Annotated in this window: 21 protein-coding genes and 1 riboswitch; of the genes, 6 read left to right on the forward strand and 15 right to left on the reverse strand. The window is 37.9% G+C overall.

What is annotated here, in order from left to right:
- Nucleotides 1–135 precede the first annotated feature (135 nt).
- The gene (locus AC0KUU_RS15410; RefSeq protein ID WP_322551768.1) at nt 136–1,014 is read left to right on the forward strand and encodes a LysR family transcriptional regulator; all 879 of its coding nucleotides are present in this window, start codon (nt 136–138) and stop codon (nt 1,012–1,014) included.
- On the opposite strand, the gene AC0KUU_RS15415 is transcribed toward AC0KUU_RS15410, so the two are convergent.
- The 4 genes from AC0KUU_RS15415 to AC0KUU_RS15430 all read right to left on the reverse strand — a co-directional run bounded on the left by AC0KUU_RS15415 (nt 1,011) and on the right by AC0KUU_RS15430 (nt 4,487).
- The gene (locus tag AC0KUU_RS15415) at nt 1,011–2,042 is read right to left on the reverse strand and encodes an AI-2E family transporter (protein WP_028407669.1); all 1,032 of its coding nucleotides are present in this window, start codon (nt 2,040–2,042) and stop codon (nt 1,011–1,013) included. The genes AC0KUU_RS15410 and AC0KUU_RS15415 overlap by 4 nt on opposite strands.
- A gap of 168 nt (nt 2,043–2,210) precedes the next feature.
- Nucleotides 2,211–2,864, reverse strand: coding sequence for a 5,6-dimethylbenzimidazole synthase (gene bluB, locus AC0KUU_RS15420; RefSeq protein ID WP_013055676.1), 654 nt, complete (start codon nt 2,862–2,864; stop codon nt 2,211–2,213).
- A 463-nt stretch (nt 2,865–3,327) separates the two neighbouring features.
- Nucleotides 3,328–3,747 carry a hypothetical protein gene (locus tag AC0KUU_RS15425; RefSeq protein ID WP_043980102.1) on the reverse strand — a complete coding sequence of 140 codons (420 nt, stop codon included), beginning with the start codon at nt 3,745–3,747 and terminating at the stop codon, nt 3,328–3,330.
- Between the two features lie 101 nt (nt 3,748–3,848).
- Complete coding sequence (locus AC0KUU_RS15430; RefSeq protein ID WP_230183673.1) at nt 3,849–4,487, reverse strand: DUF1643 domain-containing protein; 639 nt, start codon at nt 4,485–4,487, stop codon at nt 3,849–3,851.
- A gap of 382 nt (nt 4,488–4,869) precedes the next feature.
- Between AC0KUU_RS15430 and trhA the strand changes: the two genes are divergently transcribed.
- Nucleotides 4,870–5,520 carry a PAQR family membrane homeostasis protein TrhA gene (gene trhA / locus AC0KUU_RS15435; RefSeq protein WP_013055671.1) on the forward strand — a complete coding sequence of 217 codons (651 nt, stop codon included), beginning with the start codon at nt 4,870–4,872 and terminating at the stop codon, nt 5,518–5,520.
- Nucleotides 5,521–5,562: 42 nt separating this feature from the next.
- Here the strand turns inward: trhA and AC0KUU_RS15440 are convergent, their stop codons facing one another.
- From AC0KUU_RS15440 to treP, 7 genes are all read right to left on the reverse strand, one after another.
- Nucleotides 5,563–6,750: an NRAMP family divalent metal transporter gene (locus AC0KUU_RS15440; protein ID WP_162213694.1), complete on the reverse strand. Its 1,188-nt coding sequence runs from the start codon at nt 6,748–6,750 to the stop codon at nt 5,563–5,565.
- Between the two features lie 9 nt (nt 6,751–6,759).
- Nucleotides 6,760–7,515, reverse strand: coding sequence for a LamB/YcsF family protein (locus tag AC0KUU_RS15445; RefSeq protein ID WP_097824201.1), 756 nt, complete (start codon nt 7,513–7,515; stop codon nt 6,760–6,762).
- An 11-nt stretch (nt 7,516–7,526) separates the two neighbouring features.
- Nucleotides 7,527–8,525, reverse strand: a complete 999-nt coding sequence (locus AC0KUU_RS15450; RefSeq protein ID WP_322551767.1) for a 5-oxoprolinase subunit C family protein — start codon at nt 8,523–8,525, stop codon at nt 7,527–7,529.
- Complete coding sequence (gene pxpB / locus AC0KUU_RS15455; protein WP_322551766.1) at nt 8,515–9,237, reverse strand: 5-oxoprolinase subunit PxpB; 723 nt, start codon at nt 9,235–9,237, stop codon at nt 8,515–8,517. The genes AC0KUU_RS15450 and pxpB overlap by 11 nt, the downstream gene beginning before the upstream one ends.
- 357 nt (nt 9,238–9,594) lie before the next feature.
- Nucleotides 9,595–10,311, reverse strand: a complete 717-nt coding sequence (gene treR / locus AC0KUU_RS15460; protein ID WP_162213692.1) for a trehalose operon repressor — start codon at nt 10,309–10,311, stop codon at nt 9,595–9,597.
- An 87-nt stretch (nt 10,312–10,398) separates the two neighbouring features.
- Nucleotides 10,399–12,084, reverse strand: a complete 1,686-nt coding sequence (gene treC / locus AC0KUU_RS15465; RefSeq protein WP_322551765.1) for an alpha,alpha-phosphotrehalase — start codon at nt 12,082–12,084, stop codon at nt 10,399–10,401.
- A gap of 15 nt (nt 12,085–12,099) precedes the next feature.
- Entirely contained in the window at nt 12,100–13,563 is a 1,464-nt protein-coding gene (gene treP / locus AC0KUU_RS15470) for a PTS system trehalose-specific EIIBC component (protein ID WP_322551764.1), read from the reverse strand.
- Nucleotides 13,564–13,762: 199 nt separating this feature from the next.
- Here treP and AC0KUU_RS15475 point away from each other — a divergent pair, with 199 nt between their 5' ends.
- Entirely contained in the window at nt 13,763–13,936 is a 174-nt protein-coding gene (locus tag AC0KUU_RS15475; RefSeq protein ID WP_080781634.1) for a YvzF family protein, read from the forward strand.
- Nucleotides 13,937–14,053: 117 nt separating this feature from the next.
- Nucleotides 14,054–14,605 (forward strand): shikimate kinase, encoded by a 552-nt coding sequence (locus AC0KUU_RS15480; protein WP_025749688.1) that lies wholly within the window; start codon nt 14,054–14,056, stop codon nt 14,603–14,605.
- Between the two features lie 74 nt (nt 14,606–14,679).
- Here the strand turns inward: AC0KUU_RS15480 and AC0KUU_RS15485 are convergent, their stop codons facing one another.
- Nucleotides 14,680–16,005 (reverse strand): NCS2 family permease, encoded by a 1,326-nt coding sequence (locus tag AC0KUU_RS15485; RefSeq protein WP_028407655.1) that lies wholly within the window; start codon nt 16,003–16,005, stop codon nt 14,680–14,682.
- A 433-nt stretch (nt 16,006–16,438) separates the two neighbouring features.
- Nucleotides 16,439–17,782 carry a 5'-deoxyadenosine deaminase gene (locus AC0KUU_RS15490; RefSeq protein WP_043980115.1) on the reverse strand — a complete coding sequence of 448 codons (1,344 nt, stop codon included), beginning with the start codon at nt 17,780–17,782 and terminating at the stop codon, nt 16,439–16,441.
- 513 nt (nt 17,783–18,295) lie between these two features.
- Between AC0KUU_RS15490 and AC0KUU_RS15495 the strand changes: the two genes are divergently transcribed.
- Together AC0KUU_RS15495 and AC0KUU_RS15500 are read left to right on the forward strand one after the other, a co-directional pair.
- Nucleotides 18,296–18,874: a YkoF family thiamine/hydroxymethylpyrimidine-binding protein gene (locus tag AC0KUU_RS15495; protein WP_255255764.1), complete on the forward strand. Its 579-nt coding sequence runs from the start codon at nt 18,296–18,298 to the stop codon at nt 18,872–18,874.
- A gap of 53 nt (nt 18,875–18,927) precedes the next feature.
- The gene (locus AC0KUU_RS15500) at nt 18,928–19,557 is read left to right on the forward strand and encodes a hypothetical protein (RefSeq protein WP_097824209.1); all 630 of its coding nucleotides are present in this window, start codon (nt 18,928–18,930) and stop codon (nt 19,555–19,557) included.
- A 243-nt stretch (nt 19,558–19,800) separates the two neighbouring features.
- Nucleotides 19,801–19,900, reverse strand: a riboswitch (SAM riboswitch).
- 169 nt (nt 19,901–20,069) lie between these two features.
- Here the strand turns inward: AC0KUU_RS15500 and AC0KUU_RS15505 are convergent.
- Together AC0KUU_RS15505 and AC0KUU_RS15510 are read right to left on the reverse strand one after the other, a co-directional pair.
- Nucleotides 20,070–21,389, reverse strand: a complete 1,320-nt coding sequence (locus AC0KUU_RS15505; RefSeq protein ID WP_322551763.1) for an aspartate aminotransferase family protein — start codon at nt 21,387–21,389, stop codon at nt 20,070–20,072.
- A gap of 360 nt (nt 21,390–21,749) precedes the next feature.
- Complete coding sequence (locus AC0KUU_RS15510) at nt 21,750–22,337, reverse strand: histidine phosphatase family protein (protein WP_043980122.1); 588 nt, start codon at nt 22,335–22,337, stop codon at nt 21,750–21,752.
- Nucleotides 22,338–22,348 lie beyond the last annotated feature (11 nt).

A 22,348-nucleotide genomic window follows, 5' to 3' on the forward strand; every position in this document is an offset into this window, starting at 1 on the left:
TGCCTAGCGTTGCTTTTATTATTTTATCTAAAAATGATTTGCTTACTATTTTTATTTTAAAGAGAGCTTGTCTATAATACAAATTAGAAAATAAATAGATATCCATAAATAAATTTATAAGAAAGGATAGCATAAATGATTGATTTTGAATGGTATCGCAGCTTTATTAGCATTTACAAATATCGATCCGTTTCTGAAGCAGCCAGAGCGAGGATCTTAACGCAGCCGGCCATGAGTCAGCACTTAGCTGCTTTAGAAGCTGAAATAGGGGAAGCTTTATTTATCCGTGCACCGAGAAAAATGATTCCAACAGAAAAAGGTAAAGAACTGTACACGCGTATTGTCCCGTTAATTGAAAGTCTAGAAGCTGCTTCAATTGAATTAAAAATGACCGCTTCATCTCCCGACGCGCTGCCGGTCGTAAAAATTGGTTCTCCCGTAGAGTATTTTACCGAACAAGCTTTAGAAAGAATAAAAGATGCAGGCATCCGCTGCTACAGCCAGTTTGGTATTGCTTCTGTTTTGCTTGAAAAGATACAAAGCGACGAAATTGATATTGCGATTACAACCCAAAGATTGCAAATACCTGGAATTGAATATACGGTCATTGAAGAAGAAGAGTTTGTCTTAACCGTCCCTCCTTCTTTTGAAATGACAGCTAGTAAAGACGTAGAAGAGTTTTTATACAACCAGCGGTGGATTAGCTATGGTCTTGAACTTCCTATTATTAGACGTTTTTGGCGGCAGCATTTTAAAAAACGACCTGAAATTCAGCCTCATCACGTGATTCCAAATCTTCAAACGGTGTTAAAAGCCATTCAGCATCACATGGGAATCAGCCTGCTTCCCCGCTATTTAATTCAAGAAGCACTTCGAGAAAAAAAAGTAAAAATCGAACTTGAACATTTAGCAGTAAAAAATCAGATCTTTCTTGCTTATAAACTTAAGCATCGCGATCATCCTACTATTCAAAAAACGATACGCTGCTTAAAAAAAGAAACCTCTGCAGACTAGTCTGCGGAGGTTTCTTTTTTTGACAGTTGCTGGGCTGAATCTACGCCTACTAAATCTAAAAAGAAAATAAAAATAGGAATACCAAGAATTAGCCCCCATACGCCCAAGAAGTGTTCACCAAACACTAAAATGATAAACGTAATGAATGTTGGCAAGTTTGTTTTAGATGACATGAGCTTTGGATTTAATACATAGCTTTCAAGTGCGTGAAGTACTACCACCATAATTAACACAGATAGTACTTTTACACCGCCTCCTAAACTGTAAGCGATTGTACAAAGTGGAATGAGTGAAACAAATACCCCAAGAACCGGCACTAGCCCTAGTAGAAAGACCATAACGCCAAGTGCAAGCAAATTAGGAAACCCTAACACCCACAGCGCAATAACGGACAAAATGCTGTTCACAAAAGCGATAATAAACTGAACTTCTATTACCTTGCCGAAGGAATTAACAAATTTTCTCCCCAAATAGCCAGCTTCTTTGAAAAACCAGCCCAGCCTAGATTGTTCCAGTTGGACAAATAATCGGTGAATCCGCGACTTTTCAAGTAAAAAGAATAGGCTTAACAAGAGTGCTAAGAAAACTTGTGCACTTACTTTTCCAATATTAGATAAATAGCTGTATACTAAATCAATATTCTGCTGAATATTCTCTGGTGATTTGAATCTCTTTAGATTATCGATAATATAGGTGACGAATGTATTATCAGGGGGGTGTTTGTAAAAATACATCAGCTTCTGTACAAGCTCAGTAACTTGCGTCATAATAACCGGGATATATACATATCCTACAATACCAAGCGCCCCAATCAGTGCGATATAGATGACGATGAGTATAAGCGTTGAATTAAGCGGAAGCTTTCTTCTTAACGTTTGTTGAAGACGACCAATTAAAAAGGTGAAAATAAACGTAAATAACAGCAGCTGAAGCATACTTCTAATGCTGACAAGTAAAACTGTAATGATAATAAGCGTAATGATGCGAATAGTAAGTTTGTTGTGAAGCCAACTTCTTGCAATATTCATGAAACCTTCAATTCTCCTATCTCTCTTTTTCCCAAGTCATTTGTATACATATAAATAAAACGGATACGCTAGACGCTCATATCCGCTTTCGCTATATATAGTGTATCATTTAATATTCAAATTTTACTATATTTCGGCGCTTTTTAGTATGTCTTTATTTTCTCTCCGCTATTCTTTTTCATTTTCCCATACATTATGATAAATTAGCTTGTCTAAATCCCTTCTTTTTTCCCAGTTAGCTTGTTCTAAGATTGGTTTCTCAGGATATTTATCTGTATAGCCAATTGACATAAGCGCTACAGGATCAATATGAGGAGGAATATGTAAAATGTCACGTACATCATTTTTCTTATAAAAACTTACCCACCCCATTGCCAGTCCTTCTGCATATGAAGCAAGCCACATATTTTGAATCGCACACGCAGTTGACATCATATCGGTCTCTGGAATTGAGTTTCTTCCGAGAACATGAGAGCCCCCTCTTGTTGGATCACACGTTACGCAAATAGTTAACGGCGCTTCTTTTAATCCTTGAATCTTGAGCTCTAAAAAATCTTCTTTCTTTTCACCTTCATAATGAATAGCCAGTGCTCTTCTCTCTTTATCTGCTGCCCAGGCAAGTTTATTTTTCACTTCTGTATCAGATACTAATATAAAATTCCAAGGCTGCATAAACCCGACGGAAGGTCCGCTGTGAGCAGCCTGCAGAATGTTATAAACCGTTTCATTCGGAATCTCATCAGACAAAAATGTTCGTACATCTCTTCTTCCGTAAATCGCTTTGTACACCGCTTGCTTTTCGTCGTTTGTAAACGAATTCATCTTCTTCAACCTCCATTAAATTCTCTTTTTAACTATTTTTCTAAAAAACATTAAAAAAATGTGATCCAAACTTTATGTTTTCTCGTATTACTATATGAATCTATCATAAAGGAGGTTGCAAACATGTTCAACGACGTTTTAATGAACTTATTTAACGCGGTAAGCAGCATCATTAACACAATTGGATAATTTGATTGTACATATTTAGTAAGAGAGGGGGCATATTACATGCTAAACGAGGTACTTATGAACTTTTTTAACGCAGTAAGCAGTATCATCAACACAATCGGATAAAAAAAGCACAAAGAAAAGGGTAACTGCCATTACCACCGTCTTTATGCTTTGCTAGTTCAAAATCATATATTTTACAATAAAAAGAACTCTTTGATTAGGAGTTCTTTTTATTTATCCTAACATGTTCCCTTTTATTTGTATATATGCCTTGCCATTTCAACAGATTCATTTATATGTTGCAAGCATACACATAGGTCTGCAGCTCGTAGTGCAGTTCTTTTAAGTCTTCAGCTGCTTGAGTCAATAACTTCTTTCGCTGAGCTGTATACACATCTAGAATAGCTCTTTCTACTTTTACCTTTTCTTCATATAAAATGTCTAACTTATCTTCATTTCCTTCAAGGGAAATAGGCTTTAACATAGCAAATTGATAAATGGGTTGTCCATAATCCAATTTTGTTAAAATAGAACCTACTAATACATCCTCCGAGCATTCATATACGAAGTTTAACAGCGTACTTAATTCTTCTAGACGAGAAATATCCAGCTCTGCATTTTCGTTGATCACAGTCCCTATATATTGAAAGCACTCTTCTTCTAACTCATTATAAATAGTTGTGATGCGGTGCAATACTTCATTCAACTTCATAAAGTTCCCCCTTCACACACGCTTCTTGATACAACCATATGACAAAACTTGGTGTTTTATACTAACGAAAAAGCGAGGAATATAAACCTCGCTTCTTCTTTTTACCGATACATACTGGCAATGTCTTCAATAAACATAAGCGGTTCTTCTTCTGTTAGTTGTTTAATTGGAGAATAATCCTCTCCACCAAAACTTTGATCTATGTCTTCAATAAACGAAGAAACTTCTTCCGACTCTTCACGATTAGCCGGCATTTCGTATTTTTGTAATTCTGTGCGGTGCACCACGGATAAAATATGGCGAGGAAATTGCTGCTTCGTTTTTCCAAAACAGTATACCGGCTTGTGTTTCAAAAAGCGTTCTACTTCTTCTTGCCGGTTATAAATGCTTCCATGATCACCCCAAGCTACCACAACCAGTTCAGCATCTTCCACTGCTTTTTGAATATACTCACCTGCTCTTGTTCCAACAGCTTCTTCTTTTGAAAGCATGCGTAAAAACGAAACATGATCGGTTTGATAGCTGAATAAATAAACGATTTCTAAAACTCCAAATCCCCACTTTTGCGCCAGTTCTATGCATTTGGATACAGCTGTATCGTCGCTGTATTCATACGTATTTTCTGGAAATGACAAGATAAACGTAAGTTTACGTTCGTTTACTTCACTCCATTTGCATAATAGAGAGTATTTGTATGTGCCTGTTTCATCAAAAATAACTTCTTTTTTCACTGCTTCCATCCCCCTGCCTTCTTACAATCTTGTTACTTATCTATTGCAAATGAGCTAAGCAGTAATCGTAACCTTGACTGTTAAAAGTTTTATTTTATATGTATTTCAAAATCATGCCTTCATGACAACTTTTCTTCCATTTTTTCAAAAAGCAATTTTTTCTTCTATACATGCTTTTTACAGCTAGTGAATATTCACATATATATCTTTCCTCTTTTCGGCCCTCCAGTCAAAATAGATAAAATCAAAAGAATGGTCTATAATAAAGAAATAACCAATGACTTTTTCACTCATGTTTTTGACAGTTACGGATTTTTTCTCAGCAGGTATGTTCAAACCTGATCCTCTGAGAAAATAGAAGATAAATTTGTGTAAAGAAAGGATTTTGTAAATGGCTACTACACACACATTTACAAGAGGAGAAGAAATTGCAAATGCGATTACACACGGCGTTGGAGCCGTACTCAGCATTGTTGGATTAACGCTTTTAATCGTACTTTCTTCGTTAGAAGGAACGCCTTGGCATGTTATCAGTTTTACTATTTACGGAGTAACCATGCTGCTTCTCTATGTCTCCTCTACGCTTGTCCATAGTTTTCCGGAAGGTAAGGTAAAAGATCTTTTTGAGATATTTGACCACTCTTCTATTTATTTGTTTATTGCCGGTACGTACACTCCATTTTTATTTATCGCAGTAAAAGGAACCACCGGCTGGACACTTTTTGGAATTGTATGGGGCATCGCTCTTGCAGGAATTGTATTCAAAGCTTTTTTTGTAAAGAAATTCCTTTTTATTTCCACCATTCTTTACGTATTTATGGGATGGATGATTGTTTTTGCTTGGGATTCGTTAACTCAAAACATTGCCCATCAAGGAATTGTCCTTCTCGTAGTTGGAGGCGTGTTGTATACAATCGGGGCCGTTTTTTACGTATGGCGAGGATTTCGTTTTCATCATATGATTTGGCATATGTTTGTTCTTGGCGGAACCGTACTCCACTTTTTAGCAATCATTTTATATGTATTGCCTATAACCAATTAAAAAAGGGCCAGAAGGCCCTTTTTTAATTGGTTATAGAATTCCTTACCACAGTTTTGCCATTTGAGTCACAAGCGTATAGACTCCTAGCACAGCCATAATAACGACCACAAAACCGCCAAAAATGGTAAGCCAAGTCGGATGCTTGTAATCGCCTACTATCTTCTTTTTATACGCCGCTATAAGCATTGTTCCGAGTGTAATAGGTAAGATTAACCCATTTAATGCTCCAGCTAAAATAAGCAGAGTGACCGGCTGGCCAATCGTTAGGAAAACTAGGGTTGAAATCGTAATAAAGGCAATGATAATCCAGTTTTCATATTTCTCAATCCTTTTGCTGAAGGATTTAACAAAGGAAACCGATGTATATGCTGAACCAATAACTGAAGTGATAGCCGCTGCTGCCATGACGACACCGAATAATTTATAGCCAATATCCCCTGCGGCTAACTGAAAAACAGAGGCTGGTGGATTATCAGGATTCAGTTTTAACCCTTGACTCAACACACCTAATGTCGCTAAAAATAGAAAAATTCGAATGATCGAAGCAATCGTAATACCAGATACTGCTCCTCTTGTTACTTCAGGAATCGCGGCTTTTCCTTTAATTCCTGCATCTAATAAACGGTGACCTCCTGCAAATGTAATATATCCTCCTACCGTTCCTCCTACAAGAGTAACAATCGCCATTACGTCAATGTGCTCCGGCCAAAATGATTTAGAGACTGCTTCTCCTACTGGGGGAGCGGACGAAATAGCCACATACACCATTAAAATAATTAATATTCCGCCCATTAATTGAGCAAATCGATCCATTAATTTTCCGGCTTCTTTGACTAAAAAAATTGCGATAGAAATGATGGCTGTAATGACTGCACCGGCTTTAGGGGAAATACCAAATAGCGCATTGAAGCCAAGACCCGCTCCTCCTACATTTCCAATATTAAATGCTAAGCCTCCGATTACAATTAAAATAGCAATAAATAAGCCGAGACCTGGCAAAACACTGTTAGCGATATCCTGTGCTCTTTTTTCTGAAACGGCAATAATACGCCATACGTTTAGCTGAACGCCAATGTCTAATAAAATCGACAGTAAAATGACAAAACCAAAACTTGCGGCGAGTGCTTGTGTAAAGACCGTTGTTTGAGTTAAAAAACCTGGACCCACTGCTGAAGTAGCCATTAAAAATGCTGCTCCGAGCAGCACGCTCCAGTTGCGCTCTTTTTTCATGATGTCACCTCATTGTGGTTGAATAATGATTTGTTCTTCTTTTAGCTTGTCACAAATAGCTTTGGCAAATTCAACAGCATGTGCACCGTCTCCATGAATACAAACGGTATCTGCTTGAATGGGAATCTCTTCATTTTGCACAGTAAACACTTTCTTTTCTTTGACCATTTTAATTACTTGAGAAATAGCCGCTCCTTCATCTTGAATCACGGCGTTTTCAACGTTTCTCGGCGTCAGCATGCCGTTCTGTTGATAGGTTCGATCTGCAAATACTTCCTGAGACGTACGCAAGCCCATTTCGTTTCCGGCTTTAATCAATTCACTTCCAGCCAAACCATATAGAATAGCTTCCTCACTAACATTATAAACAGCTTCAGCAATAGCTTTAGCTATGTCTCGATCCCCTGCAGCCATATTATATAAAGCGCCATGAGGTTTCACATGATGAAGGGTCCCTCCTTCTGCACGTATAAAAGCTGAAAGAGCCCCCATTTGATACACCATTAAATCATAAGCTTCTCGAGGCGTAATTTTCATATATCTACGTCCAAATCCAGCTAAATCTTGCAATCCCGGGTGGGCGCCAATCGCCACATTTTCACTCAAAGCCAGCTTTACTGTTTCTCTCATAACCGAAGGATCTCCGGCATGAAAGCCACAAGCAATGTTTGCTGACGTTACATAGCGTAAAATTTTTTTATCATTTCCTAATCTATAGTTCCCAAAGCTCTCCCCTAAGTCACAGTTCAAATCAACGGTAGCCATCTTCTTCCCCCTTATATTTTCATTCGAAGTGCTCTTTTAATATGATTTATTTTCTTTTCCTGCTCCATATATAAATGCTGTGCTTCATCCAGTGAAATTGCTTGAAAAGAAATCTTTTTCCCTGGAGAAATTTGCGCCAGCGCTGAAAAATCTGCAGTTGCTACCTGTCCGATTCTAGGATATCCTCCTGTCGTTTGATGATCTGCTAATAAAACAATGGGCTGTCCTTCTTTTGGTACTTGAATCGTACCGAACGTCACAGCGCTAGAGAGCAGCTCTTTTTCTTGACCAAGGACTAATTTCTTCCCTTTTAGCCTATAGCCCATGCGGTCAGATTGAGGGGTAACGTCAAATTCTTGATTAAAGAAATGCTGTTGACTTTCTTTTGTAAACCAATCAAATTCTGCACCTTTCATCGTGCGGATAATAGGCGTCTCGTATGAAGGAAGAAGTTTAGGATGAATCGTCCAAAAAGCCTGCTGAAAAGAGCGGTCCGTTTGCTTTTTCACCAGTTTCTTTATAATTGCTTCCCCCGTTTCTGTAGGAGGGTGGCTTAATACTTCGTCCCCTGACTGTAATGCTTTACCGTGCAGCCCGCCTATCCGAGCGCGAAGTGAAGTAGATGTACTTCCCATAACTGCAGGAACATTAAAAGCACCGGAAACCGATAAATAAGAACGGCACCCTAAAGTCGGAACGCCAAACTGTAGCACGCTCCCTTTTTTCACATATAAAGACCGCCACATCTTTACGGCTTCATCATTAACAGTTGGCGATAAATCCCCTCCCGTCAGGGCAATCAAAGCATCTTGCTGAAATTCAATTTTTGGCCCCATTAACGTAATTTCAATAACCGGCTGATTTTCTTGATTTCCTACTAATAAGTTGGCAATCCTTAAAGCAACTTTGTCCATTGCCCCGCTGACAATCATGCCGTCCTTTTGATATCCATGTCTGCCGATATCTTGAATCGTTGTTAATAAACCGGGACGTATCACTTTAATACTCATCTTCATCCACCTCCTTTTGGGCTTCATATTCTGTTTCAGAAATGGAAACAAATCGGATACGATCACCTGCTTGAAGCAAGCTTGGCGAATCATTTTTGGGGTTAAATAGTGTAAGAGGAGTACGCCCGATTAACTGCCATCCTCCAGGTGTCTCAATTGGGTACACGCCGGTTTGCATTCCTGCTATGCCAACTGACCCTTTTGGGATGCTGTTTCTCGGTGATTCTTTTCTTGGAGTCGCAATTTCTTCGCTCATCCCTCCCAAGTAAGGAAAACCAGGAGCAAAGCCTAACATATACACCAAATATTCTCCATTTGTATGAATGGAGATAACTTCATCAGGCGTTAATGAATGAAAAGCGGCTACCCTCTCTAAGTCCGGGCCGCACTTTCCTCCGTAACACACCGGAATTTCAATTTGTCTAGCGACCGCTTCAGATTTTTCTTCCTGGCGGAAAAGCAGCTCTTCAATATATGTAGATATTGCTGTGTAAGGATTTCTTCTTCCTTTTTCACTCATTACCCAAGGGTCATAATAAATTGTAACTGTTGTAAAAGCCGGCACATATTCAATCATCCCCTTACATAATGATTGCTCTAGTACCTCAGTAAATTGCTGAATACGTTTATGTATGCCGAAATTAATTTCGTCTCCAAATGAAACGACAATGCCGCTGTCACCAAGAGGATAAAGTCGATAATCGTGACTCATTCCGTCTCCTCCTTTTTTACTTAGTATTGTTTGAGCAGCTCCCTTTAATGCTGTAGTTAGATACATTCATTAGAATTACTAATGGAATTGTTGTTTTCGAATAATAATTTCTTATATACCTAATAAAAAAAAGAACAATAAATCCCTATCCTGTATGGATAACATTATATAAATATAAAATAATCTTATGTTCTACTAAAACAAACTCCAAAGAAAAATTCAACCTTTTTAAAATTTTATCGTCAAAAGGATCACGTTTTTTCAATTTTCCCCATAAAAAAACTGCTTTGTTTTTTATACCAAAGCAGTTTTTTTGTAAACATGTACAAAAAGATAAAACTCATGGGCAGTGAACCATTATATACCTCTGCGGGCAAAATCTACAAAACGAAACTTATCCAGACGATGACGTGATTCCGTATATTGAAAAAGGCTTGCATCTTCTAAATACACATAGTTTCTTACTACCACAATATGTTCATAGTCTTTTAAATCTAAGTAGCACTTATCTTCGTCCGTCAGCTCGTCAACGGAAATTTCTTTTTTGGCAAAGCTTATTTTCAGCCCAAGATCTTTTTCTAAGTATTCATAAATAGAGCCTTTACATATGTCTTTTGTGAGGTGAGGAACATACTTTTTATGAAAAAAATCTTTATCTAAAATAATTTTCTCCCCATCGATTTCCCGCGCTCGAACCACTTTCCATATAAGATCTTTTTTCGTCGCCCCAAGCTGTGTGCACAGGTCTTGATCGGCCTTGACTAATTCAAACTCTTTTACAATAGTGGTCGATGTATGTCCCAGCTTTTCCGCCATTTCTTTGAAGCTAACAAGTCCTGATACTGGAAAATCAAAGCGTGATACGTCCAATACAAATGAGCCTTTTCCTTTCATTTTTTGAATGTACCCATTTTGTGAAAGTAAATTTAACGCTTTCCGTATCGTTTCACGAGACGTTTGATACTGTTCAACAAGTTCATTTTCAGAAGGAAGTTTTGTATTAGGACGCCAGTCACCGCGTTTAATTTTATCGACTAACTGTTCGTAAATGCTGATAAATTTATTTTCTTTCAATTGCCATCACCTATTTTACTTTCTATATATACCCAATTGTATAAAAAGAACGATAGATTGTCACCCATCGTTCTTTTTACTTTTTCTCTATTTTTTTAAATGATACACGATTGATTCATACGGCCGAAGGAAGACTTGCTTGAATTCCTTTGATGAATCTTCGTAGTTAGACAGCAATATTTCACTATGATATTCTTCAAAAGTTAGATTTTCTGGCAGTTCAAAAGTCGTTTCGCTGCCGTAGAAATTGTTTATAACCAACAGCTTTTCATCTGCTCCATTTCGGATATAAGCAAAAATCTGCTCGTCTTCTCCAAGAATCAATTCATAGTTTCCATAGGTGATAATCTCGTACTGCTTGCGCAGTGCAATAAGCTTTTGATAAAAATAAAAAATTGAATCTTCATCATCTAACGCTTTTTCCACATTAATTTCACGGTAGTTATCGGCTGGATTAATCCACGGCTTTCCTTTTGTAAAACCTGCATTTGGCTCATCGCTCCATTGCACCGGTGTACGGGAATTATCTCTTGATTTATGTTTTAAAATCTCCAAAATTTCATTTTCGTTCATTCCTTGTGCACGTTTTATCTCATACACATTTAATGACTCCACATCTCTATATTCATCAATAGAGGAAAACTTCGGGTTTGTCATCCCTATTTCTTCCCCTTGATAAATATAAGGTGTTCCCTGCATCAGATGAATCGTTGCAGCGAGCATTTTGGCAGATTTATTATGATAGAGTTCATCGTTTCCATAGCGGGAAACAACGCGAGGCTGATCATGGTTGCACCAAAATAGTGCATTCCATCCCCCTCCTTTATTCATCTCCCTTTGCCAAGTTGATAGAATCTCTTTTAATTTAATAAAATCAAAATCTGCTAGCGCCCACTTTTCTCCGTTTGGGTAATCGACTTTCAAATGATGAAAATTAAACGTCATGCTAAGCTCGCCCCGGTCCGGATGAGAATATTGAATACAGTGGTCAACAGTTGTCGACGACATTTCCCCAACGGTCATGCTATCATATTTTGAAAAAACTTCTTGATTCATTTCTCGCATATATTCGTGAACGCGAGGACCGTCGGTATAAAATTTCCGTCCATCTCCTGGCGCGATAGAACCATCATCATCTAAAAAGCGCTGATCTTTTGAAATTAAGTTAATAACGTCCAGACGAAATCCATCTACTCCTTTTTCAAACCAAAACGTCATCATATCGTACACGCTGCGGCGCACACGCTCATTTTCCCAGTTCAAATCCGCTTGCGTGACATCAAACAAATGCAGATAGGATTGTTCTGTCAGCTTATCATGCTCCCACGCCGAACCTCCAAATTTTGAAACCCAATTCGTCGGAGCACTTCCATCTTCTTTTTGATCTTTCCAAATATAAAAATCTCTGTACGGGTTATCTTTCGATTTTTTAGCTTCTTGAAACCATTTATGTTCAGTTGACGTATGGTTAACGACAATATCCATGATGATTTTAAGATCCCGCTTATGCGCTTCTGTTATTAAACGATCGAAGTCCTCCATTGTTCCGTATTCTTCTTGAATAACAAAATAATTACTTATATCATATCCATTATCCCGCTGCGGCGATTTATAAATTGGCGTTAGCCATACAACGTCTACGCCAAGCTTTTTCAAATAATCTAGCTTTTCAATAATACCAGCTATATCACCCACGCCGTTGCCAGTCGTATCGTAAAAGCTTTTAGGATAAATTTGATAGACAACCGATTTTTTCCACCAAGGTTCTTGCATCTTTAACACCACCATTTAATTCTTTGGATTATGTTGAAACGATTCTGTAGCCGCGCCAGTTGATGTAACGGTTGATTTTTTCTGAAGCTTTCCAAGCGTTAACGTTAAAAGAAACGGCACCACAATTACGATTACCATTCCAATAATAAAAGCTGGCCAGCTCTGTGGAACAATTGATAACGGAGCAGGGATACCCCCAATTCCCACCGATGCTGCTTTCACTCCTGCCACGGATATGACGACCCCTGCAATAGCTGAACCAATCACTGCAGAAATAAAAGCAAATCTAAAGCGTAAATTCACACCAAACATTGCAGGTTCCGTAATGCCAAGCCACGCTGAAATCCCTGACGTTAAAGACAGTCCTTTTAATTTCTCATCATTTTTTGAAAGAATCATTATCGCAAAAGCCGCAGAGCCTTGTGCAATATTAGATAATGCTACCATTGGCCATAAGAACGTACTTCCCACACTTCCAATCAGCTGTAAATCTACGGCTAAAAATGTATGGTGCATGCCCGTAATAACAAGGGGAGCATATAAGCCGCCGTATACAAGTCCTCCAATAAATGGAGCCGTTTCAAACAGCCATACAACTGCACCTGTAATCACATTTCCTATTGCAAATGTAATCGGACCAATCACAATAAAAGCGAGAAACCCTGTTACTAAAAGAGCTACAGGCGCTACAATTAAAAGCTGAAAACCATCCGGTATTCGTTTTCGTAAAAACAATTCGATTTTTGCTAACACAAACGAAGCAGCTAACACAGGTAAAACCTGTCCTTGATAGCCGACTTTCTCAACGTGCAGGCCAAATAAATTCCACGTATCGATGCTCCCTTTTTTTAATGCTTCTCCATAAGACCAGGCATTTAGCAAATCAGGATGGACCAGCATGAGCCCAAGAACAATTCCAAATAAAGGGCTTCCTCCAAAACGCGTAACAGCTGACCATCCAATAAGAGCCGGCAAAAAGGCAAAAGCCGTATTGGCAATTAAATTAATCATGCTCGCAAAGTCTTTCCACTGTGTATGAACATCTACGATTGATTTATCATCGTAAAAAATTCCTGCTCCTGTTAATACATTATTTATTCCCATTAATAAACCCGCGGTTACGATGGCCGGTAAAATAGGAATAAAAATGTCAGCTAATGTTTTTATTGCACGCTGCAGCGGATTTAAGTTTTTAGCCGCTTCGTTTTTCACTTCTTCTTTTGATAGTTCGCCTATCCCTGTAAGCGCCACCATTTCTTTGTATACTTTATCGACCGTGCCTTGACCAATGACAACTTGAAACTGGCCGTTTGTAGAAAAAGATCCTTTTACTAATTCGTGCTCATCTAGCATACGTTGATTGACTTTACCTTCATCTTTTAAAACAAGTCGAAGGCGCGTTACACAATGCGTTGCAGCAGAAATATTTTCTTTTCCGCCAACGGCTTCTACAATGCGTTCCACAGATTCTCGATTCATGTCTTTTCCCCCTTGTTTCCGTTTTCATTTTACTCCTGTATTTCCTATCCCCCAGATAAATCTCACCGCAAACCTGTATATACAAGTTTTATGCTTTTATTCTAACCTGTATATACAGGTTCGTCAACAAAAATAAAATTACTTCTTTTTCATTTCATGATATAGTCAAAAAGCAAAGTATATGGAAGGAGACGTTACAATGCTGCAAGTAAGATTAATGGGAAAACAAGAAGAAATTAATGAAGCAATCAAACAGTTTGAACAGAACTACCATATAGAACATCAGTCAAAAGAATATACGCGAAGCGCTAATCCAAAGTACGAGCGCAAAAAAGATACTCGGGTGTATCTTTCCATGCATCCTAAAAAATAATTTCCGGTTTATTTCAGAGAAGAATAGTAGCTTTTACAAACTAAAGGATTTATATTATAATTTCAGTATTTACTATAACATCCGATTTGTATTTAAAAATCAGAAAGAGGCTTAAAAATGGCATATAACGACATATCTCTTAGAGAGAAAAGTATTGTATTTATCGGCTTTATGGGGGTAGGAAAAACAACTATTGGAGAAATGGTTGCCAAAAAATTGTATAGAGATTTTGTTGATATAGATCAAGAAATCGAAAGAGAATTTAATATGCCTACTTCTCAGATTTTTAAAGAGCACGGTGAAACTTTCTTCAGACAAAAAGAAAAAGAAGTAATAAATCGACTTTCACAGCAGCGTTTAAAAATCATTTCTTTAGGGGGAGGCGCTTTTTTACAAGAAGAAATTCAAGAGATTTGTTTATCTAACTGCATCGTATTCTTTTTAGATTTATCTTGGGATTCTTGGAAAGAACGCATTAGTTTAATTATTGATAGCCGCCCTGTTTTACAAGGAAGAAGCTTAGAAGATATTGAAAAGCTATTTTACGATCGTCAAGCTATCTATTCCAATCACCATTCGAAAGTTGAAACTGATAATTTAGATATTGAAGAAGTAGCTAACTATATCGTTGATTCATTAAAAACAGCTTGGGACATTTATCAACCTTAATGAAATAAAAATTCGTTCCCTTAACAAGCCTTTACAAAAAAAGACGTAGCTTAATGCTACGTCTTTTTTCATCCCTAATGCGAACTCATATAAAAATTGATAAAAAAGGCAATTGTGATCACATACATCATCCAATGAATTTCGCGACGGCGTCCTGTAAACAGTTTAATCGCTGTGTATGAAATGAAGCCGAATGCTAAACCTTCTGCAATGCTGTAGGTTAACGGCATCATGACAATTGTTAAGAAAGCGGGAACAACTTCAGTAAAGTCGTCGAAGTTAACGTTTCGAATGTCACTCAGCATAAGCGAACCAATAATAATGAGTGCCGGAGCAGTAGCAACGCTTGGGATAAATTGAATGAGCGGTGCAAAAAACAAGGTAAATATAAATAAGATGGCAACCGTTAATGCCTTTAAGCCGGTACGCCCTCCTTCTGCAATACCTGTTGCATTTTCAATATACGTATTTAACGCAGTGCTTCCAAAAATAGCACTCGCCATTGTACCGATTGAATCCGCTGCAAGCGCGCGATTTAAACCTGGAATTTTACCGTTTTTATCTACCAAGTTTGCTTTTTTAGATAATCCAATCAATGTCGCTAGCGTATCAAATAATTCTACGATGGTGAAAGAAAATACAACTGAAAAAATGCCGTAGGCAACTGCACCCTTTAAATCCATTTGAAAAAATGTTTCTCCAACGCTTGGCGGCGTAGCTGAAAAGACGTCTTTCAAGGAATGAGGAACTGCTTGTACTCCTACAATCATCGCTAATATTGTCGTAGCAAAAATACTTATAATGAGAGCGCCTTTTACATTTTTAGCCATCAGTACAGCTGCTAATATCAGCCCAAAAATAGCCAGTAAGGGACCTTTATCCATGACATTTCCAAGCCCTACAAAAGTAGACTCGTTTGCCACAACTAATCCAGCGTTTTTCAAACCGATAAACGCAACAAAAAGACCAATTCCAACTGCTATGGAAGACTTTAATACGTTCGGAATGGCATCAATAATCTTTCCGCGTATTCCTGTTACCGTTAAAACAAAAAATAAGACCCCGGATATAAAAACTGCTCCAAGTGCCGTTTGCCATGACAATCCTTGCCCTAATACTACTGAATACGTAAAAAACGCATTTAAACCCATCCCTGGACCGGTTACAATCGGGAAATTTGCCCATAGAGCCATCAGTAACGTACTAAATACAATGGCATAAATGGTAGCTGCAAGCGCCGCTTCGCGGGGGATACCCGCGTCAGACATGATAATGGGGTTGACAATTACCATATAACTGACCGTCATAAAAGTTGTAAGTCCTGCTAGTATTTCTTGTTTTGGTGTTGTGTTGCGCTCTGATAGTTTAAACAAGCGCTCTAATATTCCGTTACGCTCCAACACGCGCGCCTCCCTACTTCTAAAAAAAATAAAAAATCCTACCTATTCAAATGTCCTAAAAAAGACACGATTTAGGAGGATTTTACGTTGCAAAGTAAAATCTTTTGTCCTATTATAGTCTTAATTTGTAGATATGCAAAGGTAGAAAACGCTATCATTATAAAAATTTTTATCTTCCGTTAGTTTGGAATTTTGAAAATTTATTTCTCTTATCTTTTTAGTCTGTTGCAAGAGTACTCTTTTTACTCATTTATACAAAAAAGAGATTAAGACATCACTAAATAAATCCATTCTCAAGACAAATAAACAGATGAAACCTACGTTCACCTTGACAACAAAAAAACTCGAATTATTAATCAATAACTCCGATTAATAATTCGAGTTTTACTTTTGCTAAAATACTTTTATTCCAGCCTCTTCTTTGTTTTACATCTTATGAAATCAAAAGCGGGATTCTTTTTAAAAGACGATCAATCGAATGATTTGCTTCTTTCAATACAATTCCTTGGTCAATTGTTTTTAACACGCGATTTTCCATCACAATTTCTCCATCAACCATCGTTAATTCTACATCTCCTCGCGTTGCTGAATACACAACTCTGGAAATAGGGTCTACGCCGTAAGATGGAAAAGTATGAAGCTGATTTAAATTTAAAATAGCAAGATCCGCTTTTTTCCCGACCTCTAAACTTCCAATTTCTTTTTCAAGCCCGACTGCTTTCGCTCCGCCGATTGTAGCCATTTCTAGCACGTGCTTTGCATTCATGGCCGTTGGTCCGTGCGAGGGTTTATGAATCGTAGCGGCCAGCCTCATTTCGTTGAACATATCCAAATTATTATTACAAGGAGCACCGTCAGCGCCAAGACTTAAAAATACACCTTGCTCTAATAAACCGGGCACATCTGCGATTCCCGATGCAAGTTTTAAGTTTGAGCCTGGGCAATGACTAACTTTTACTCCTTGATTCTTAATAATTTGCTTTTCTTGATCATTTAGCCACACACAGTGCGCTAAAATAAGGCGTTCATTGGCTAATCCTAAATGATCTAAGTACATGATATTTCTCATACCCGTTTCAGCTTCTACGATGCGAATTTCTTCTTGGTTCTCAGAAGCATGAGTATGTACATGGACATTATATGCAGCTGATAAATGGCTCACTTCACGCAGCAAATCTTCCGTACACGACAGCACAAATCTTGGGGAGAATGCGTATCGAATACGACTGTTATTTGAATTATGCCATTTTTCAAGCAGCTCTACACTTTCTTTGATCGAGTCAGCCGTTGTCTCCTGCAGAGCTTTTGGCAGATCATCGCCTTTTTTATCCATCATTACTTTTCCTGCAAGAGCTCGGATTCCACTTTGAGATATAGCTTGAAAAGCAGAGTCCGTATGATGAACAGTTTCCATATCTACAATTGTTGTAGTCCCGCTCTGAATGAGTTCGCCGATCCCTAACAGCGCTGAATAATAGATAGATTCTTCATCATGTGAAGCTTCAAGCGGCCATATTTTCTTCTTTAGCCAGTCTAGCAGCTCTAAATCATCTGCTTGCCCTCTAAAAAGCGTTTGACATAAATGGATATGAGTATGTATAAAGCCCGGCACAATCGTTTTATTTGCTGCGTCAATGACTTTATCTACCTTTTCCGGATGCAGGTTTTTCCCGATTGCTGCAATACGATTTCCAACAATATAAAGGTCACCGTAAATAATATCATTCTTCTCATTCATCGTAATAATCTCTGCATTTTTAATTAATGTGTGCGTCATACCTTCTTTCCCCTCTTTCGTAACATCTATCTATTTCTAGCTCAAGCCGAACACTAACATCTTCAAGCAATCTTTCTTACACTGTTCTTAAATATATATGGTGCATGCTCTGAGTTGAATAAGTGTAGGTAACCTCATGCGCGATAGAGAGTTTGGGTAAAAAAAATTCCTAGCTGATTATACAGCTAGGAGGTTGGATTTATGATAAAATCCCAAGTCCCTTTTTCAAGAGGTTATACGAAATCGCAGGAGAATAATGTGATCTTGTATTTATAATATGGTGTTTTCAGTCTATATACCAGCTTTTTGTCAGAAGTTCTAACATTGTTTTTTTATTCTTTTTTATTATGTAACTTTTCTTAACACCCTTATTTTTCATGTTATGCAATTTATTTTCGTTTCTTCTATGTAATATTTCCTAAAAATAAAGAATCTATCTTCTGTTTCTATACAAAACAGAAAAGTTATTTTATGATTTGTATGATTAAAAAACTACAAATCTATATTTTAGGGGTGATTAACTTGGAAAAAATAAATGTTGGCTGCCGTTTTACGCTTTCCGTTATGAGTGATAACTTTATCGATATTATTTTAGGCGCACTAAACGAAGTGGATATGTCTAAAGTTCAGCGAAAAACGGACCGTGTTAGTACGTTTATTGAAGGAAGTGCTAAAGACGTATTTGAAGTTGTGCAAGCCGTTTATAAAAGTGCTGGAAAATCAGGAAAGCATATTGTGCTGAATGCCACGTTTTCAACAGGGCAGCACGAAGAATATTTTGAAGAAAGAAAAATAAAACCAAAAGAAAACATATCTTCAAACCAACAGCTTTGTGCTTCGTTCCCTGTATCCACTCAATTTTCTTTGTATCCATTAGATACGCCGCATTATGTAGACATCATCAAAAGCGGAATTGGCGCAGTTAAACAACAGGGAGTATTTGCCGAAACCGTGCCTTTTGCAACAGCTTTAGAAGGAGATGTGAACAAAGTATTCGCTTCTCTATACGAATGTTTTATGAAGTCTGTACAGCAAGCTCGTGTCGTGATGACAGTTAATATGTCAGCACACAGTCCTTCTTCAAAACGATAAATTACTTCGTATCTATTTATAAAGATAGAATACTAGAAAGGATTTATATAAATATGGCTACAAAAAGAACGTTTTTTTCTTTTTTTCTGATAAGTGCGTTATTATGTCTATTAGTCGTGCCAAACTCTGTTATGGCTAGTGAAAAACCTGCACATTTAACGGTTGCTTCTTACACGCAGTTCTTGAAAGCGCAAAGTGATAAAAGTTCACTGTATGAATTTTCAAAACTGTCGCGTCAACAAAAACAAAAAGTTGTACAATCACTAAAGGATCCATCTCTGTTAAAAATGGATATTGAAGAGACTAGCGGCACGGTCGAAGCTGCAAGTACAGCAGCATACGGAGCAAGAACGGCTTCACCTTTATTCAAAACAGCAGCTTATACGGCTTCTTATAAAGCGGCTGGATTTACAACAACAAAACTAACGGTGTATGTAGACTATTACACAAAAAACTCATCGGTGACTTCAGTCAAAAGTGTACGAGGCGTTGTCACGAAAAATGTAAACCCCCTTGTGTCTATTTCAAAAAAGAGCTCAAAATCTTGGGTGCAAAATAATCGAGCCTACGGGCGAATTGACTGGCAGTGGAAAATTGCAGCTAAAAATGCCGGAATCAAAAGACAAACTGCTTACGGTACAGCTTCCGGCGCTTCAGGCGGATCAACAGCTACAGTTAATTGATAAAGAGGAATAAATAATGAAAAAAATGATGTGGTGGATTGTTGGTATTACGATTGGGGTACTTTTACTAGGAATTATGGTAGGTTATTTATCATTTTACAGCATATAAAAACAGCAGGTAATTTCGCCTGCTGTTTTTTATCTAAATGTCATCTTCTTGTCATAAAATTAAAACCTCCACTTACAGTGTCTAAGTGCCTGTAAGAAGAGGTTGGGATCACAATTGTTAGTAAGCCTGGTCTCTTCTTATCTTTCAAGCACTGCTTGTGGGAGTTGGCACGGTTCTATAAAGTCCGTTGCCGAGGTTTCACAGGGCCTATCCCTCCACCTCTCTTGATAAGAAGTTTGTCGAATTTTGTTGATAATTGTTGATAAGATAAATATTATGTTACATGCTGCACAAACAGATGTCAACTACTTTTCAGAAAATTGTTTTCCCTCTAAAACTATGATATCGCTACCATTACTATGACAACTAGGTTACAAATATATAATTTTTTTATATTTTTTTATCACGCTTTTACAGCTGACTTTTTCTCAAAGGAAGTGATAGCCTCATCTAGCATACGAATGCCGGCATCTATCTGTTCTTTTGTTACAGTAAGCGGAGGTACCATGCGAATAACTTCACTTACATTTCCGCAAAAATAAAATAACACACCTTTTTCTAAAGCTAAGTCTAAAATCTCGAATAAGGCGTCTCCATCGCCTTCTCCCGTATCCGGATTAACAATTTCAATTCCAATCATAAGTCCTAAACCACGGATATCCCCAATAATTGAATGTTTGTCCTTTAAAAGATGCAGCTTTTCTAACGCATAAGCGCCCATTTTTTTCGTGTTATCCAGCAGTTGTTCTTCTTTCATCACTTCAAGAGTTGCAAGTGCTGCTGAACATCCAATAGGATTTCCTCCAAATGTTGTACTATGTGTGCCAAGGGGCCACTGCTTCATTAATTCTTGAGAAGCTACCGTTGCACTAAGCGGAATTCCAGAAGCAATTCCTTTTGCTATAGCCATAATATCTGGCACGACATCAAACGTTTGTCCAGCAAACCATTCGCCGGTACGGCCAAATCCTGTTTGCACTTCATCGAAAATAAGTAATATTCCGTGACGATCACAAATCTCTCTTAACTTCTTCATCCAACTTTTCGGAGGAATAATATAGCCGCCTTCTCCTAATACTGGTTCCAAAATAACGGCCGCCACTTCTTCAGGCGTGACTTGGTGCTTAAAGAGTATTTCAAAATCTTTTTCAAGCTTTTCAGTAAAGTACACATCGCTGTCTAGCTCCGCAGGGCACTCTTTTGGATTCGCATATGGAATTTGATACGTCAGTCCTGAAGGCTGCTGAAATTGTCTATATTTGCTTTTCGAGGTTGTAACACTTAAAGCTCCCATCGAGCGGCCATGAAAACACCCTAAAAAAGAAATAACATACGGACGCTTTGTGACATGTCTCGCTAATTTCAAGGCTCCTTCAATTGCTTCGGTGCCACTATTTCCAAAGAAAAAGCAGTCTAAATTGCCCGGCGTTACTTTTCCTAACTCATCGGCTAACTTTAGTATCGATTCGTACATAATAACACCTGAAGGACCGTGCAATAATTGATCTGCTCCGTCTTTGATTGCTTTTACTACTTTCGGATGTCTGTGTCCTACATTAGTCGTAGCGATTCCGGAAGTAAAATCGAGATATTCTTTACCATCCAATCCATAATAATAGCATCCTTCTTCTTTCACAACGGGCAAATTCGGATGGTCTTTAGCCATCGTCGGTGCTAGCAATTCAGGCATTCTTTCAAATAAGTGACTCCAATCTTTTGACATACTACATCCTCCTTGAAATTATACAAATCAATTAATCTTATTCCGAAATATAGTTACTTATTAAACAATATTAGGAAATTCAGTTATACTAAACGCTTTAATAGAATAGTAATAAAACTTATTTTACTATGCATTTTTATTAAAATCAATTGTATAAATATTTATATATGAAATTAATATGCGGGGTCTCATCCCTTCCGCTTTTCCCGCAGGAGTCTTCGCCTTGTCCCCCAATCAACAGCTAGAAGTACTTACATATATGAAACCTACGTTCACCATCACCATAAAAAAATCCGAACGATTAATCGTTCGGATTTCCCCTTAACTAAAATACTACTGCCACAGCCTCTTTAAGTATATTTATTCAAGATGTTTGGCATCATTGATCGTTTCAAGACGCCATTTTCCACTTTCATAAGCAAAAGTTGTAATCGATGTATTTTGTAAAACAGTAGTCCCTGTTCCTTGTTCTCCGCTTGTTACATGATGAATGAATGTATTAATTGCTGCCCCGTGACTAACAACTGCTACTTTCTTTCCGATAGACTTCTTCATAATTTCCGTTAACCGCTGAACCATCCGTTCTTGAGCCGCTTCGAGTGTTTCGATATTATATAAAGGCTCTTCTCCCCAATTTGTCGCATAGTTTGGCACAAGCTCATGCAGAACTTCTACGTTCTTTGATTCTAGTTCTCCAAAAGAGCGCTCACGCAGCTGCTCACAAACTTCCATTTTCTTTACTTTAGCAGCAGCTGCAATTTCCCTAGCGGTCTCCTGCGCGCGAAGCAAATCGCTTGTATAGATTACATCAATATGGATATCTCGAAAACGTTCCGCTACGCGTTTAGCTTGTTGCTTTCCCGCTTCGTTGAGCGGAATATCAGCATGCCCTTGAATAAGTTTGTTTTTATTCCAATCTGTTTGGCCGTGTCTAATTAAATAAAGCATCGTAATCCCCC

The sequence above is a fragment of the Priestia sp. ST2 genome (genome assembly GCF_055810735.1).

Bases quoted from the DNA above. Each gene is read 5' to 3' on its own strand.
- AC0KUU_RS15410 (WP_322551768.1), top strand. From the start codon at position 136: ATGATTGATTTTGAATGGTATCGCAGCTTTATTAGCATTTACAAATAT.
- AC0KUU_RS15415 (WP_028407669.1), bottom strand. From the start codon at position 2,042: ATGAATATTGCAAGAAGTTGGCTTCACAACAAACTTACTATTCGCATC.
- bluB (WP_013055676.1), bottom strand. From the start codon at position 2,864: ATGAATTCGTTTACAAACGACGAAAAGCAAGCGGTGTACAAAGCGATT.
- AC0KUU_RS15425 (WP_043980102.1), bottom strand. From the start codon at position 3,747: ATGAAGTTGAATGAAGTATTGCACCGCATCACAACTATTTATAATGAG.
- AC0KUU_RS15430 (WP_230183673.1), bottom strand. From the start codon at position 4,487: ATGGAAGCAGTGAAAAAAGAAGTTATTTTTGATGAAACAGGCACATAC.
- trhA (WP_013055671.1), top strand. From the start codon at position 4,870: ATGGCTACTACACACACATTTACAAGAGGAGAAGAAATTGCAAATGCG.
- AC0KUU_RS15440 (WP_162213694.1), bottom strand. From the start codon at position 6,750: ATGAAAAAAGAGCGCAACTGGAGCGTGCTGCTCGGAGCAGCATTTTTA.
- AC0KUU_RS15445 (WP_097824201.1), bottom strand. From the start codon at position 7,515: ATGGCTACCGTTGATTTGAACTGTGACTTAGGGGAGAGCTTTGGGAAC.
- AC0KUU_RS15450 (WP_322551767.1), bottom strand. From the start codon at position 8,525: ATGAGTATTAAAGTGATACGTCCCGGTTTATTAACAACGATTCAAGAT.
- pxpB (WP_322551766.1), bottom strand. From the start codon at position 9,237: ATGAGTCACGATTATCGACTTTATCCTCTTGGTGACAGCGGCATTGTC.
- treC (WP_322551765.1), bottom strand. From the start codon at position 12,084: ATGCAAGAACCTTGGTGGAAAAAATCGGTTGTCTATCAAATTTATCCT.
- treP (WP_322551764.1), bottom strand. From the start codon at position 13,563: ATGAATCGAGAATCTGTGGAACGCATTGTAGAAGCCGTTGGCGGAAAA.
- AC0KUU_RS15475 (WP_080781634.1), top strand. From the start codon at position 13,763: ATGCTGCAAGTAAGATTAATGGGAAAACAAGAAGAAATTAATGAAGCA.
- AC0KUU_RS15480 (WP_025749688.1), top strand. From the start codon at position 14,054: ATGGCATATAACGACATATCTCTTAGAGAGAAAAGTATTGTATTTATC.
- AC0KUU_RS15490 (WP_043980115.1), bottom strand. From the start codon at position 17,782: ATGACGCACACATTAATTAAAAATGCAGAGATTATTACGATGAATGAG.
- AC0KUU_RS15500 (WP_097824209.1), top strand. From the start codon at position 18,928: ATGGCTACAAAAAGAACGTTTTTTTCTTTTTTTCTGATAAGTGCGTTA.
- AC0KUU_RS15505 (WP_322551763.1), bottom strand. From the start codon at position 21,389: ATGTCAAAAGATTGGAGTCACTTATTTGAAAGAATGCCTGAATTGCTA.
- AC0KUU_RS15510 (WP_043980122.1), bottom strand. From the start codon at position 22,337: ATGCTTTATTTAATTAGACACGGCCAAACAGATTGGAATAAAAACAAA.